Genomic DNA, 14,150 nt, shown 5'->3' with positions numbered 1-14,150 from the left:
ACAAACGCCAGCCGCGACGGCGCGGCTCCATGCGACTAAAACGAACCGGTCAATTCGAGATAGACAAGCGGGCCGTGGGTTGAGGTTCGGTTTTCCGTCCGGGCAATAAGACCTGATGCCCGGGAACCGGCGAAGAAGACGCGTTGGCGGTCGCGATCAGCCTCAATCACCTCTCTGACCCCGGCCCGCAGGGTCGAATGGCCCCAGCGCGAAGTTTCCAGAAAAATATCAAGCGCACCTGTTGGATAACCGTCACGCCAGATCTCTTGAGCCCGATAGGTGGTGGCAGGTGTGCGCCAGTCATATTCCCAGCCCCAAGCCAGCTGCCGTGCCGGGAGCGACTGGCGAAATTCGAGCGAGACCACGTGATCCCGGGTGCCCGACCATGAGCGATCCTGCAGTGTGAGTGGATCAGAGACGTTGGTATGCTGGAAGGTATAGGCCAGGTCGAACTGGGCATTGTCGAGACCGAAGGCCACCAAATCGGTGGAGAGTTCAAGCTTCGCACGCCAACGCGTTCCATCGCCGATATTGCCCGGAGCGTCGAATACGCGGGTTCCGGATTGCACGGGAATCCAGTCGTCGAGGTCACGGGCCCAGCTCCGGTCAAGCCGGAGCAGGACAGCGCCGGACTCGCCCCAGCGCCGCTCGAACTCGAGTTCGGCAATCCACAGGTTTTGCGGGACATAGTCCGGATTGCCTATGGTGGATGAATTGTCGGTGAGGTCGACGGAATTGGCGAATTTGGAGAAGCGCAGTTGATCGACATCCCGTCGCAATGACAGGCGCGCCCGATGCCGGTCATTCCAGCTGTAATCGAGCGTGACAGAGGGTTTGAGATACGCGAAGTCCCGATCCTGACGGGCGTCGCCGTCGAGCGATAATTGTGAATATTCCCAACGGAGGCCTGATGTTATTGCAGCGCGCGGATTGATGGTCCACACATGCTCGGCAAATACTTCGCTGCGCACCTCCTCGATCAGCGAGACAGAGACGGGCAGTTCGGTGGCGGATGACGGTCCGCGCGTTTCCAGACTGATCGCCAACCGCGTGTCACCCCGGTTCAACGCCGTCTCGGCACCGAAACTGACGGAATGATACTCAGCCGGTTGCCAGGTGAAGTTCTGGCGCAGCGCATACTCTTCCTGACGATCGGAAAACCGGACGATTTCGGCCCGAAGAAATCCGGTTTCAGGCAGAAAGGTCTCGACCCGCTCCGGACCATTTTCCATAATTTCCTGGCTGGCCAGCGCGATGGTTTGCGATGTCAGGTTGGCGGAGATCCGGCGTTCATAGCTGCCGGCCAGACGGTGGTTCGCGCCGTGATCGCGGGTCTGGCTGCTCAGAAATTGTGACGGCGTGTATCCGCCGGGATCGGCCGACTCTCCCGTCCGAAACACGGCCCGATGATACGTCCAGAAATACATGTCGGCATCCAGCCTCAGACTGGCCCCGTCCTCCATCTCCAGATCAAGCGATAGTGTGGGTGTCACGCCGCGATCAAGGACCTGATCGGTCTCTTCGCTGCGATACAGGGGCGCGCCTGTAGCGTTCGTGCCGAGGCGTCTTCGGCTCTCGCGCGCCGACCATAGCGAAATCTCCAGGCCAGCGGTGAATTCACCGCGCTCGAAGGGATGGGTGATCGAGGCGGACCCCAAGGGCATGACGCGCCCATCAGCCATGTGCTGCAGCAGGAATTGGTAGGAACCGGACTGGCCGGAATTCTGCCTCAGGACGATATTGGCCAGACGGGCATGCCCGTGCCGTTCCATGCCGGACATGTCACCCTGGACCAGCTCGATGCGCAGAACGGTCGCGGCGGGAATGCGACGCAAGACCGTGCTGAGCGGCACGGATTTATTGGAAGGCCGGGCGCCATCAATAAGCAGGTTGCCGAAGCTGTCGGCCAGGCCGCGCCGGGAGGTGTCGCCCTCTGACAGGACAAATCCGGGAAGTTGCGCGATCATGTCCAAGGCCGAGACGGGCGCATGGGCTGCAAAAAAATTGGCCTCGAATATCCGGCCATCGGTGCCCGGCGACGACCCGCTTGCTGCGGCAGGTCCAGATGGACGGGGAGATTGCGCGATCACGGCCGGATTTGCCATGGCCGCCAGAAGGAGGGTTCCGCACGCTAGCGGCGCCAAGGGTCGAAAAATCATGATTGCCTCGCCTGAGAAAAAATACTGATGATGAGGCAATAGACCGGCGCGGGCCCCGAAGTGTCCCTCCCGGTCGTTCAATTGGTAACGCAAGGTCGCCAGCCCGCCGGTCGGGACATCTTGTTACAAATTTCCCGGCAGGTCCCGGCAGACTCGGCAACGGCAAATGACCTAGAGTATCCCTGTCGTTTTCTGTTTGACCGAGGCCATGCCCGAACAATCGCTTCACATCCTTGTCGTTGATGATGAGCTCGATATTCGAAAGCCGCTGGGGGATTACCTGGCCAAACACGGCTACAGAATCAGTCTTGCCGCCGATGGCCGGGAGATGGATCGCATTCTCGCGAGTTCGGCGATCGACCTTGTCATTCTGGACGTCATGCTGCCGGGTGAAGATGGCTTGCGCATCTGCCGCCGCTTGCAGGAAACCGCTCGCATCCCGATCATTCTCTTGACTGCCCTGTCGGACGAAACCGACCGGATTGTTGGGCTCGAGATCGGCGCCGACGACTATCTTGGCAAACCGTTCAATCCACGCGAGCTATTGGCGCGGGTCAAATCAGTGCTGCGGCGGACGGAGATGTTGCCCCGTCGCCAGAAAAAGGTCCGTGGGGTGGTGAAATTTGACCGCTGGACCTTTGATTTGAAACGCAAGGAATTGGTGGGCCCCGACGCGGTCATGGTGAGATTGAGTTCCGGTGAACACTTGCTGCTGACCGCATTGATTGAACATGCCGGTTTCGCCCTCAATCGCGAGCAATTGCTCGATTTGACGCGCGGACGCGATGCCCAGTTATTCGACCGCAGTATCGACAACCAGATCAGCCGGCTGCGGCGGAAGCTGGAAGCCGATCCGAAAGACCCACGCATCATTCTGACCCATTGGGGTGGCGGCTATGAATTCGCCTGTGAGCTGGCTTGGCTGTGATGAAACGCATTCTCCGCCTCACACCGCGTAGTATTGAGGGCCAGATGGCGGCCTTGTTCGCCGGGGCCTTGCTGGTGCAGCTTGTGGCGCTGACGATCCTCGAGATCGCCAAGCATGATGGGGTGATCGAGACCGCCGGGCATGAGCGCATCATCAACCGGCTTGAAGCCTATGTGCCGCTGGTCGAGGCCTTGCCGGCTAGCGAAGTCGAGGAGCTCGTCCGCAGAACGTCGAAATGCCATGCCGGCTATCGGATCAGTGCACAGCCCTTCCCGGGCACGGGCGAGACGCCGGATACCCGGGCGATCGGCGCGTTTATCGCCAGCCGGCTCGGCCTGGGCGCGGATCGCGTCCTGGCGAGATATGCGACCCTGGATCGGCCGGACTTTTCCTTTCCGGAATGTTCTTTCGAGGAAATTGACTTGCCCCAGACAGGTATTGTCATCAGTGCCCAGCTCCAGGACGGGCGCTGGTTTGAAGCGGAAGTGCATCCCCATGAATGGCATTATCGGGAAATCGCCGGGTGGATCACACAGGTCGGTGCGATCTTCCTGATTACCGCTGCCGTTGCCCTTGTGCTTCTGCGTCAGCTCAACAGGCCCTTGCACAACCTCACTGAAGCGGCTCAGCGCTTCGGCGCGGGACTGACGGTCTCACCGGTCGAGCCCAGCGGTCCGGAAGATATCCATCGCGCCATCACCACCTTCAATACCATGCAGGAGACCGTCGCCGAGGAGTTCAGGCGGCGCACGCTGACGCTGGCCGCCATCAGCCATGATATCCGTACCCCGCTCACGGCGCTCCGTCTTCGCGCTGAACTCGTCGAAGACGAGCAGATACGGGCCGATCTGTTGACCGGTATCGAGAAGCTGGAGCGGATCAATACTTCCGCCCTCGATTTTCTCCAGGCCAAATCCTTGTCCGAGCCACTGCGGACCGTTGATGTCTACTCAATGCTGGAGAGTGAGTGCGAGGATTTCTGCGAACTGGGTCATCAGGTCGAGCTCACCGGCGATCATGGCATCTATCTGGAATGCCGTGCCGATGCGCTGGCGCGGGCCGTCCGGAACCTCATCGACAATGCCGTCAAATATGGTGGCAGCGCCAAGGTGAGGTTGCAGGCGATTGGGGAGGGGGTCGAAATCACGGTCACCGATCCTGGCGCCGGGATTGCCGAAGTTGAGATGAAGCGGGCGCTGGAACCCTTTGAACGATTGTCGGAAGCGCGCACCATGGGTCCAGGTGGCTTCGGACTTGGCCTTGCCGTGGTTCAGGCCGTGGCCAAAGGGCATGGTGCTGCCGTGGAGATGAGCCGGGGGCTGGCGGGGTTCACCGTGACCCTGCGGATTCCAGGACGCGTTGGCGTGGACTGAGGGCAGGATGGCAACGGGGCAGCGCCCAGCCCCAACCGCAATCCCACGCCTAAACGTTGAACCGGAAATGCATTACGTCGCCATCATGGACGATGTATTCCTTGCCTTCGGCGCGCATCTTGCCCGCTTCCTTGGCGCCGGCTTCGCCATTGCAGGCGACGAAGTCTTCATAGGCGATGGTTTCGGCGCGGATGAAGCCTTTTTCGAAATCGCCATGGATGACGCCGGCGGCCTGCGGTGCGGTCCAGCCTTCATGGATGGTCCAGGCGCGCGCTTCTTTCGGGCCGACGGTGAAATAGGTCACCAGATCGAGCAGCTTGTAGCCGGTGTGGATCAGGCGATCGAGGCCGGCTTCGTGTAGGCCGAGCTCTTCGAGATATTCGGCGCGCTCCTCATTGGCGAGCATCGCCAGCTCCGCCTCGATCTTGGCCGAGATGACGACGGCTTCGGCGCCTTCTTCGGCGGCCCGCTTGGTGACGATCTCGGAATAGGCATTGCCGGTGGCCGCATCGTCTTCGCCGACATTGGCGATGAAGAGGACCGGCTTGGTGGTCAGAAGCTGTAGGCCACGCCAGGCCTTCTCTTCATCCTTGGGCACTTTGGCGAAGCGCGCCGGGCGGCCTTCGACCAGTTCCGCCAGCGCCAGATCGATCAGCGGCAGGATGGCCTTGGCCTCCTTGTCGCCGGACTTGGCCTTTTTCTCGAGGCCTGCCTTGCGTTTTTCCAGGCTTTCCATATCGGCGAGCATCAGCTCGGTCTCGACGGTTTCGAGATCGGCGAGCGGGTCGATCTTGCCCGCAACATGGGTGATGTCGTCATCATCGAAGCAGCGCAGCACATAGGCGATGGCATCGGTCTCGCGGATCGTGGCGAGGAATTTGTTTCCCAGGCCTTCGCCCTTCGAAGCGCCTTCGACGAGACCAGCAATGTCGACGAAATTCATCTTGGCCGGCAGGATTTCCTTCGAGCCGGCAATCGCCGCCAGTTTCAGCAGGCGCGGCTCGGGCACAGCGACATCACCGACATTCGGCTCGATGGTGCAGAAGGGATAATTCGCAGCCTGAGCCGAAGCGGTTTGCGTCAGGGCGTTGAACAGGGTCGATTTGCCGACATTGGGCAGGCCAACAATACCGCATTTGAAACCCATGATACACGTCCTTTTGATGTCGGGGCCACAGGCCGGAGTTACGGTGCGGGAGCCTTGTGGGTCACGCGTGTCTGGAAGGCGTCGAACTCGCCTGATGCGAGCAGGTCGATGGAATCCGCGATCGCGTCAAGCAGGTCAATCAGCCAGGGCTCGTCATGCTTGTCGAAATCGGACAGGACATAATCAGTGACGCGGTTGCGATCGCCCGGATGACCGATGCCGATCCGGCCGCGGCGAAAATCGGGACCGAATTGGCTGGTGATGGATTTGATGCCGTTATTGCCGGCTGCGCCGCCGCCGGTCTTGAGGCGGAACTTGCCCGGGTCGAGGTCGAGCTCGTCATGGAAAACCACGACATTTTCCGGCGCGACCTTGAAGAAGTGAGCGGCCTCGGCGACGCAACCACCGGAATTATTGTAAAAGTTCTGCGGCTTCAGCAGGAGGAGTTTTTTCGGGCCAGCAGCGGTGGATACCGTCAGTTCGGCGCACAGCCCCTTGAAGCGCTTGCGCCAGGGGCCAGCGCTCCAGGCCGCAGCGATGATGTCCATCGTCATGAAGCCGACATTGTGCCGATTGCGCAGGTATTTGGGCTCGGGGTTTCCGAGCCCTGCCAGGATCATCATCGTCGGCCGCCCTCAGGATCGGCCGGCGAGGATTACTCCTCGCCGCCTTCTTCTTCTTCGACTTCAGCTTCGACTTCGCCGTCTTCTTCGTCCAGCTCAGTGAGAACTGCGCGCGAGCCCTGCAGCGTCGCAATCGTAAAGTCACGAGAGATGGTTGGCTTCACACCCTTCGGCAGGGTAATCGCCGACATATGGACCGAATCGCCAATTTCCAGACCGGTCAGATCGACCTCGATGTATTCCGGAATGGCAGAGGCCGGGCAGAGCAGCTCAAGATCGTGACGGACGATGTTGAGGACGCCGCCGCGCTTCAGGGCCGGGCAGGCCTCTTCATTTTCGAAGCGAACGGCGACATTCACCCGGATCTTGGTGCCGGCTTCGACACGGTACATGTCGATATGCATCGCCTTGTCGGACACCGGGTGGAACTGGATGTCGCGGGCAATCACCTTCTGGTTCTTGCCGTCATGCTTCAGCTCGATGATGTGCGAGAGGAAATTGCCGCTCAGCAGCGCCTTGCGGATTTCATTGCCACGCAGATTGATCGCGACCGGACCAAGTGTGCCGCCATAAACGACGCCTGGAACCAGGTCTTCACGGCGGGCAGCGCGAGCCGCGCCCTTGCCAGTGCCTTCACGAACGTCAACGGTGAGAACGATGTTGGAGCTCATCGACCTGTTTCCTTAAATATAATCGCCGCCAGACGAGGCGGGCGGCAATTTTTCTTGGCATCGTGCCACGGTGTTATTTCGAGCGGCGGGCTATAACTGATCCCCGGACGCCGCGCAACTGTGCGGGGCGGGAAGAGTCAGCTATCGGGCAGTTTCTTCAGTCGAACAGTTTCGAGACGGATTCGTCATTGGCGATTCGGCGGATGGCTTCGCCCAACAGCGGCGCAATTGAAAGCTGGCGCACTTTCTTGGTTTGCGTTGAACCGGGCAGCTCGGTGATGGAGTCGGTGATGACCACTTCCTTCAGTGCTGACTTGGCGATCCGGCCCTGCGCATCGTTCGACATCACACCGTGGGTGGCATAGGCGGACACTTCGATTGCACCGCATTTGATCAGGGCGTCGGCGGCATTGCACAGCGTGCCGCCCGAATCGCACATATCGTCGAACAGAATGCAGCGGCGGCCTTCGACATCGCCGATGATATTCATCACTTCCGACACACCGGCCTTGGGGCGGCGCTTGTCGACAATCGCAATCTCGGCATCGAGCAGTTTGGCCAGGGCCCGAGCACGGACGACGCCACCGACGTCGGGCGATACGATCAGCAGGTTTTCGACATCATAGTGACGCCGGATATCGTCTTCGATTACCTTGGTGGCGAACAGATTGTCGGTTGGGATATCGAAAAAGCCCTGGATCTGGCCTGCATGCAGATCAATCGTCAGAACCCGGTCGGCGCCAGACTTGGCGATCAGATTCGCGACCAGCTTGGCGGAAATTGGCGTCCGCCCACCTGTCTTTCGATCCTGGCGGGCATAACCAAAATAGGGGATGACGGCGGTGATCCGGCGGGCACTGGCGCGCATCAGTGCATCGGTACAGATCAGCAATTCCATCAGATGGTCGTTGGCGGGGCAGGAGGTCGACTGGATGATAAAAACATCCTCGCCGCGAACATTCTCGTCGATGCGCACGAAAATTTCGCCGTCGGCGAAACGCTCAATCTCGCTCGCCGTCAGCGGCGCGTCGAGATAGTCGGCGATCGCGCGGGCGAGTGGCCGGTTGGATGTGCCGGACAGCAACTTCATGGCGTGTGGCCCCTTGTCAATCGTGAGGCTGATTAACAGAGGCAGCGCTCGGATTGAAGCCGAAAGACTCAGTCTGCGGTGAATCCGGGCGGTGTGGGCAGGTCGGCGCTGTCGAGACAGACCAGTTTGAATAGCTGGCCCATTTGTTCGGCATCGGTCAAACGCCAGACCTGGCGGGCGATCACGCTGCGTTGACCGGGCGCCGCTTGCGACAGCGCGGCGGCGCGGGCCTCCATGCCGAGGCCGAGCAAAAACGCGCCCTGCTCGACCGGGCCATAGGCCGTCAGCCCGGATTGACGCGCTGAGGCAATCAATGATTCGAAATCCACTCTTGCGGTCAGATCGGCCGTGCCCGGCTGTTCAAGCGGCGCCACTTTTTGATGGCTGCGGATCGCCTGAAGCGTATCACCGATCTCGCTGGTCGCCGGGCCGTAATCGATCAGCAGTGCGCGACCTGGATGCTGTGCAAACCGGTCGGCGATGGCGTCGACGATTTGCCGGTCGCCGGGCCGCAGCTCGACCAAGCTATTATCGGGCGCATCGCGCAGCCGCTCAGGGATCAGGTTTTCATCGACACCAAGCGGTGGTCCGAGCACGAAGACGAAGGTGCTGTCATCGGCTTCATCCAGCGCGACCAGCCGCTCATGCCATTGCCCGTCCCGCCGCACCGCTTGGCGGAGGGGCAGGCAGTCGAGAAATTCATTGCCGATGATGATCGCCGGGCCGGGCGGGACATTTTCCAGCCGGTCGACCCAGCGGATCTGGGCGCCGCTGGGTCCCAGTGTCTGGGCCTGCACCGCCTTGAGCGCAGCGCTCGCCTCGATCAGCGTCACCTGTATTGCTGGCAACAGGCCGGGCACGGCACGGCAGGCACGCAAGGCATCGGCCATCATCGTGCCGCGTCCAGGGCCGAGCTCGACCAGTTGCACCGTGTCGGGCTTGCCCATGTCGAGCCAGCTCTGGGCCGTCCATAGGCCAATCAGCTCGCCGAACATCTGGCTGATCTCCGGTGCGGTGATGAAATCGGCACCGGCGCCAATCGGATCCTTGGTGGCGTAAAAGCCTTCCATCGGATCGAATAGGGCCTGGGTCATGAAGGCGGCGATTGAGATCGGTCCGCCTTCTGCGATGCGTTCACGCAGCCGGTCGGCAATCATGATCAGGCCTTGCTGGCGGGGGCCAGGCTTGGGCTGAGCGCCCTGCGGACCAGCCAAATGCCGACGAGGATCATCGGAATCGACAGCAACATGCCCATGGTGATGTGACCGCGCAGGAAGTCAGGCATTTGCAGATCGGGCTCGCGCACGGTCTCGAGCACAGCCCGGAACAGACCGTAAAACATCAGGAACAGACCGGAATTCAGGCCCGGCTTTTCGAGCGAGCGGAATTTCCAGGTCGCCAGATTGATGATCGCAAACAGTACCAGCCCTTCCAGCGCCGCTTCGTAGAGCTGGCTGGGATGGCGCGGCAGGCACAGCCGGTCATTGGCGAATGTCATCGCCCAAGGCAAATCAGTCGGGCGGCCCCACAGCTCGCCATTGATGAAATTGGCCAAGCGTCCGAAGAACAGGCCGATCGGTGTCACCAGGGCGGCAGCATCGCCAATCCGCATCAGGTCGAGCTTTTGCCGTCGGGCATAGAAGAACAGCGCCAGCGCCACCCCGATCAGCCCGCCATGAAACGCCATGCCGCCTTGGGTGATGCCGGCGACAGACCAGACGAGCCGGTCGAGCACGCTGTCGGCAATGATCATGTCGCCGCGCAGTCCGGTCGTCATGTATTCCCAGGAATAGAACACGACATAGCCCAGCCGGCCGCCGACGATCACGCCCAGCGTCGCCCAGACCAGAAGATCGTCGACCTGCAGTTCGGTGAAGGGTGATTTCGGCTTCTTGGTGCCCGGTGCATGCCAGATCGCCGGACGCCGCGAGAGCAGGGTCATATAGCGCCAACCCAGCAGCAGGCCGGCGATATAGGCCAGCGCATACCAGCGCAGGTCGAACCGCAAATCGAGACCGAATACGTCGAACGGGCCGAGGGTGAACAGGATCGGGTCGATCAGATCGAAGCTGGCGGGGCAATATTGCATGGGCGTATCCGGAAACTAGATGCAGACGTGACGCAAGGACGCGTTGCGCTTTTGCGCTCGGCACCGCATATAGGCGACTGTGATACACACTAATGGCTTTCTTTGATGCAAACGCGCAACCCGCTTCTGAATGATTTCGCTGAACTGATGACGGATGCCTTTGGCGCCGCCCAGGCTGTTGGCGATGAAGCGCGCACCGCCATGCGTGCCCAGGCAGACCGCTTCATTGCTGATATGGATCTGGTCAGCCGCGAGGAATTCGATGTGGTGAAAGCTGCACTCGCGACAGCGCGCCAAGAGATCGAAACGCTCAATGCCCGCCTCGCGGCCCTTGAAGCGACCGGCACGGCCAAGCCAGCGGCCGCAAAGCCTGCGACCCGCAAACGCAAGCCCGCCGCAAAGACCGCGTCCCCGAAATCCACGAACTGATACCGCGCATCCAGCGCTTTTAATTGCGCCTGCAGCGGCGTGGTCATACCGTACTAACGGTGTGAGTCGCCGCGCAGACGAAGGAGACTACGCCATGGACCTGTTGTCAGACGAATACGCGCCGACGAGTTCTGACCCGCTTGATGCTGTCGAGCAGGCTGTGATCGCCGAGCAGTACCCCTATGACCGCGAAGAAAATGGCGAGCTGCACCTTTCCGTCCCCGGGGCCTGGCGTGACCATCAGATGTGGTTTGCCTGGCGTCCCGAGCTGGATGCGCTGCATATTTGCTCCAGCCTCGACCTGAAAGTGACCAGCAATCGCTTCCGTGATGTCTGTGAACTGGTGGCGCGGCTGAATGAGAAGCTCTGGCTGGGCCATTTCGATGTCTGGGTCGAGGATGGCAGCGTGGTCTATCGCCACGCGATTTCCCTGCCCACGGGCGAGCCGGTCTCGCCGGCCCAGGCGGCAACGATGATTGCGGCGGCACAAGAAGCCGGCGAACGGTTTTATCCCGCTTTCCATTTCCTGATCTGGGGTGGAAAGAATGTCGAAGAAGCAACCGCGGCAGCGATGTTCGAAACTGCCGGTGAGGCCTGACACACGCGATGAACACCCCGAGCAAGATTGCACTGATCGGTGCCGGCAATATGGGCGGCGCTTTGGCAACAGGCTGGCTGCGCTCCAAGCGGAGTGGCGTCGCGCCACAGGATTTGCTGATCATTGACCCGGTGCCCGGCGATACCATTCAGGCCCTGATCACTCAGCATCAATTGCAACAGGCACCGGCCGCGACCGCGAAACTGCTCGCCGGATGCGATCTGGTCGTGTTGGCCCTCAAGCCGCAAGCGCTCGAAAAAACCGCTCTGGCCCTGGCGCCAATGCTGCCGGCCGGCTGCGCGATTCTCTCCCTGATGGCTGGCATCACCATGACCCGGCTGGCGACAATGTTCGGTGAGCGTCCGATCGTGCGCGCCATGTCAAACACGGCCGCCGCCCTTGGCGCCGGGATCAGCGTCTGCGTCACCAATAATGCCAACGCCGATATCGACAAGCTGGCCACCCGCCTGCTCAAAACTGCCGGACCGGTGGAATGGGTCACCGATGAACGCCTGATCGGGGCCGCCACGGCGGTCTCCGGCTCGGGCCCGGCCTATGTCTTCCTGCTCGCCGAAGCGCTCGCCGGGGCCGGTTTCGCCGAAGGCCTGCCGCGCGATCTCGCCGAAAAACTGGCGCGCCAGACCATTATCGGCGCCGGCGCCCTGCTCGCCGCGTCCGAAATGACCCCCCAGGAATTGCGCCGCTCCGTCACCTCACCCGGCGGCACCACCCAGGCCGCAATCGACGTCCTGATGGGCGGCGGCGGCGGCCTCCCCGAACTCGTCCGCCAAGCCGTTTCAGCCGCCGAACGCCGTTCCCGCCAAATGGGCGCCGAGCCTCCGGGACGGTAGCGGAACGGCTTTGCTCGTTTAAGACACGTCATCCTGACGAAAGTCAGGACCTCGACGTGACAAGTGCGGAGCCCGGTCTATCGAGGTCCTGACTTTCGTCAGGATGACGTGGGATAATTGGAGGCGGTAGGGGTAACTCCCCCCATCACCCTGGCAAACTCAAACAAGCCCTCAGCCCGCCCATCGGGCTCTCGCTCAACCGGATCTCACCGCCATGTCCACGCGCGACATCGCGGGCGATGGCTAATCCGAGGCCGACGCCCTTGCGGTTGGGGTTGCGGCTTTCGTCGAGGCGGTTGAAGGGTTTGAGGGCGTCTTCGTATTGGTCGGGCGGGATGCCGGGGCCGTCATCATCGACGAGGATTTCGATGCGGCCGGCTTCGGCGCGGCGGATCGAGATGGCGACATTTTTGGCGTGTTCGCGGGCGTTATTGACCAGATTGCCGAGCGAGCGTTTGACCGAGCCGGGGCGGATATCCGCTTCGATCGGCTCGCCGGCGACGAGATCGATATGGCTGCCGCCACGGCGGGCATCGGCGATCACGTCTTCGACCAGCGCGTTGAGATCGGTGCGCGCGGTTTCCTCATTGGCCTGGCCACGGGCGAAATCGAGATACTCGTCGAGCATCTCCTGCATCTCGGTAATGTCGCGCTTGGCGTCCTCGCGTTCCGGCGTGTCGGGCATCAAAGCGAGCTGCAGCCGCAGCCGGGTGAGCGGTGTGCGCAAATCATGGCTGACGCCGGCGAGCAAGGCAGTGCGCTGTTCGAGCTGACGCCTTATGCGGTCGCGCATTTTCAGGAAGGCGTGGGCGGCTTGGCGCACTTCGGTCGCACCGGCGGGGCGGAAATGCGCCACATCCTGGCCACGGCCGAACTGCTCCGCCGCATCGGCCAGCCGCCGGATCGGTTTGACCTGGTTGCGGATGAAGACGACGGAGATGGCGGTCAACACGGTGGTGGCGCCGATAATCCAGAGCAGGAAGATATTCCCGGTCGTCGCAAACACCCGTTCGCGCAGGGCGATGAAGCGCAATATGCCGCCATCGACCTCGACCCTGACGTCGACATAATTGGGATAGCGCGTCGTATCGAACCAGAAATTCTGGTCGAGCTGGCCGGACAGCGCGCGCTGCAGCGTCCGGTCGAGCGTGCGGAAGAAGGAGGAGCGGCGCGCGGTCGGCAGCGCTTCGCCGGGGCGGAAATCGACCGAGAGCCGCATCGTCGCCATCGCGATATCGCTCTGACGCCGGAAGGCTTCGCGATTGGCCGCGTCGTCTTCATAGAGCGTCGTCATCATCGCGATATCGCCGGCGACGCCCTCGGACAGACGGCTGGTGACCGTCTCCCAATGCTGCTCGAAGAACGACCACACCACCGCGATCTGCATCAGAGCCACCGGCAGCACGAAGATCAGCAGGGTGCGGGCAAACAGGCCTCGCGGCAGGAAACGGCGCAACACGCTCATCGCCGCCTCACGGGTCGAAGATCGGGTCGGCGGCGAGCTTATAGCCCTCACCACGGACCGTTTGCAGATGCATAGGCTCCTTGGGATCGTCCTCGATCTTGCGGCGCAGACGGGTGACCTGGACGTCGACGGCGCGCTCGCCGCCGCCGGTACGGTCCGACAGGGTCAGCCGCGAGACGACTTGGCCGGGCATGGCGGCGAGGGCGGCGAGCAGGGCCGCTTCACCGCCGGTCAGGCGGACGGGCACGCCGGCCCGCTGCAGGATTTCGCGCTCGATATCAAAATGCCAAGACCCGAAACTGACCCGCTGGATCGCCGCTGCGGTCGGGCGGGCCCGGCGCAGAATGGCATGGATACGCAGCGCCAGCTCTTCCGGCTCGAACGGTTTGGGCAGGTAATCATCGGCGCCGAGGCTGAGGCCCTTGATGCGATCTTCCGCATCGCCGCGCGCGGTGAGCAGGATGATCGGCGTTTCGGCATGCTTGCGGATCGCCGTTGTCAGTTCGAACCCGTTCATGCCCGGCATCATGACATCCAGGATCAACAGGTCAAAACTCAGCGAGTTCAGCGTCGAGAGGGCCTTGATCGCATTCGGTGCCGTCGAGACGCGAAAGCCGCGACCCTGCAGGAAGCGCTTCAGGAGGGCCCGGATCCGGTCATCATCATCGACCACCAGGATGTGGGCTTCGTCGCCAGCACTCTCGCCCATGCCATCTCCCAAAACCGA

15 protein-coding genes are annotated in these 14,150 nt (G+C 61.7%); 6 read left to right on the top strand and 9 right to left on the bottom strand.

All coding sequences use genetic code 11. From position 1 onward, the window contains the following. Window positions 1-35: 35 nt before the first annotated feature. Complete coding sequence (locus tag AAC029_RS11630; RefSeq protein WP_339747860.1) at window positions 36-1,967, bottom strand: TonB-dependent receptor; 1,932 nt, start codon at window positions 1,965-1,967, stop codon at window positions 36-38. Here AAC029_RS11630 and AAC029_RS11625 point away from each other — a divergent pair. The 3 genes from AAC029_RS11625 to AAC029_RS11615 all read left to right on the top strand — a co-directional run bounded on the left by AAC029_RS11625 (window position 1,966) and on the right by AAC029_RS11615 (window position 4,460). Continuing rightward, window positions 1,966-2,187, top strand: coding sequence for a hypothetical protein (locus tag AAC029_RS11625; RefSeq protein ID WP_339747857.1), 222 nt, complete (start codon window positions 1,966-1,968; stop codon window positions 2,185-2,187). The two genes, AAC029_RS11630 and AAC029_RS11625, sit on opposite strands and share 2 nt — an antisense overlap. Window positions 2,188-2,367: 180 nt before the next feature. Then, the gene (locus tag AAC029_RS11620; protein ID WP_339747855.1) at window positions 2,368-3,087 is read left to right on the top strand and encodes a response regulator; all 720 of its coding nucleotides are present in this window, start codon (window positions 2,368-2,370) and stop codon (window positions 3,085-3,087) included. Further along, complete coding sequence (locus AAC029_RS11615) at window positions 3,087-4,460, top strand: HAMP domain-containing sensor histidine kinase (protein ID WP_339747852.1); 1,374 nt, start codon at window positions 3,087-3,089, stop codon at window positions 4,458-4,460. The genes AAC029_RS11620 and AAC029_RS11615 overlap by 1 nt, the downstream gene beginning before the upstream one ends. A gap of 49 nt (window positions 4,461-4,509) precedes the next feature. On the opposite strand, the gene ychF is transcribed toward AAC029_RS11615, so the two are convergent. The 6 genes from ychF to lgt all read right to left on the bottom strand — a co-directional run bounded on the left by ychF (window position 4,510) and on the right by lgt (window position 10,080). Then, complete coding sequence (ychF, locus tag AAC029_RS11610; protein WP_339747850.1) at window positions 4,510-5,607, bottom strand: redox-regulated ATPase YchF; 1,098 nt, start codon at window positions 5,605-5,607, stop codon at window positions 4,510-4,512. 38 nt (window positions 5,608-5,645) lie between these two features. Then, entirely contained in the window at window positions 5,646-6,230 is a 585-nt protein-coding gene (gene pth / locus AAC029_RS11605; protein ID WP_339747847.1) for an aminoacyl-tRNA hydrolase, read from the bottom strand. A 32-nt stretch (window positions 6,231-6,262) separates the two neighbouring features. Beyond that, complete coding sequence (locus tag AAC029_RS11600; protein ID WP_339747845.1) at window positions 6,263-6,901, bottom strand: 50S ribosomal protein L25/general stress protein Ctc; 639 nt, start codon at window positions 6,899-6,901, stop codon at window positions 6,263-6,265. 157 nt (window positions 6,902-7,058) lie between these two features. Continuing rightward, complete coding sequence (locus tag AAC029_RS11595; RefSeq protein ID WP_339747842.1) at window positions 7,059-7,991, bottom strand: ribose-phosphate pyrophosphokinase; 933 nt, start codon at window positions 7,989-7,991, stop codon at window positions 7,059-7,061. A 68-nt stretch (window positions 7,992-8,059) separates the two neighbouring features. Further along, window positions 8,060-9,148: an SAM-dependent methyltransferase gene (locus AAC029_RS11590; RefSeq protein WP_339747839.1), complete on the bottom strand. Its 1,089-nt coding sequence runs from the start codon at window positions 9,146-9,148 to the stop codon at window positions 8,060-8,062. Window positions 9,149-9,150: 2 nt separating this feature from the next. Continuing rightward, on the bottom strand, window positions 9,151-10,080 hold the full coding sequence (gene lgt, locus AAC029_RS11585) for a prolipoprotein diacylglyceryl transferase (RefSeq protein WP_339747836.1): 930 nt from the start codon (window positions 10,078-10,080) through the stop codon (window positions 9,151-9,153). A gap of 105 nt (window positions 10,081-10,185) precedes the next feature. On the opposite strand from lgt, the gene AAC029_RS11580 reads away from it, so the two are divergent. The 3 genes from AAC029_RS11580 (at window position 10,186) to proC (ending at window position 11,958) form a co-directional block, all read left to right on the top strand. Then, the gene (locus AAC029_RS11580; protein WP_339747834.1) at window positions 10,186-10,509 is read left to right on the top strand and encodes an accessory factor UbiK family protein; all 324 of its coding nucleotides are present in this window, start codon (window positions 10,186-10,188) and stop codon (window positions 10,507-10,509) included. A gap of 94 nt (window positions 10,510-10,603) precedes the next feature. After that, on the top strand, window positions 10,604-11,107 hold the full coding sequence (locus AAC029_RS11575; RefSeq protein WP_339747831.1) for a YbjN domain-containing protein: 504 nt from the start codon (window positions 10,604-10,606) through the stop codon (window positions 11,105-11,107). Between the two features lie 8 nt (window positions 11,108-11,115). Further along, complete coding sequence (gene proC / locus AAC029_RS11570; RefSeq protein WP_339747829.1) at window positions 11,116-11,958, top strand: pyrroline-5-carboxylate reductase; 843 nt, start codon at window positions 11,116-11,118, stop codon at window positions 11,956-11,958. 145 nt (window positions 11,959-12,103) lie between these two features. On the opposite strand, the gene AAC029_RS11565 is transcribed toward proC, so the two are convergent. Together AAC029_RS11565 and AAC029_RS11560 are read right to left on the bottom strand one after the other, a co-directional pair. Next, a complete protein-coding gene (locus AAC029_RS11565; RefSeq protein WP_339747826.1) occupies window positions 12,104-13,423 on the bottom strand; it encodes an ATP-binding protein in 1,320 nt (439 codons plus the stop codon). Window positions 13,424-13,430: 7 nt separating this feature from the next. Further along, complete coding sequence (locus tag AAC029_RS11560) at window positions 13,431-14,132, bottom strand: response regulator transcription factor (protein WP_339747823.1); 702 nt, start codon at window positions 14,130-14,132, stop codon at window positions 13,431-13,433. Window positions 14,133-14,150 lie beyond the last annotated feature (18 nt).

This window comes from uncultured Maricaulis sp. (genome assembly GCF_963975345.1).
GTDB lineage: Bacteria > Pseudomonadota > Alphaproteobacteria > Caulobacterales > Maricaulaceae > Maricaulis.
The sequence above is the reverse complement of the archived record's forward strand: the minus strand, read 5'-3'. Positions and strand labels throughout refer to the sequence as shown.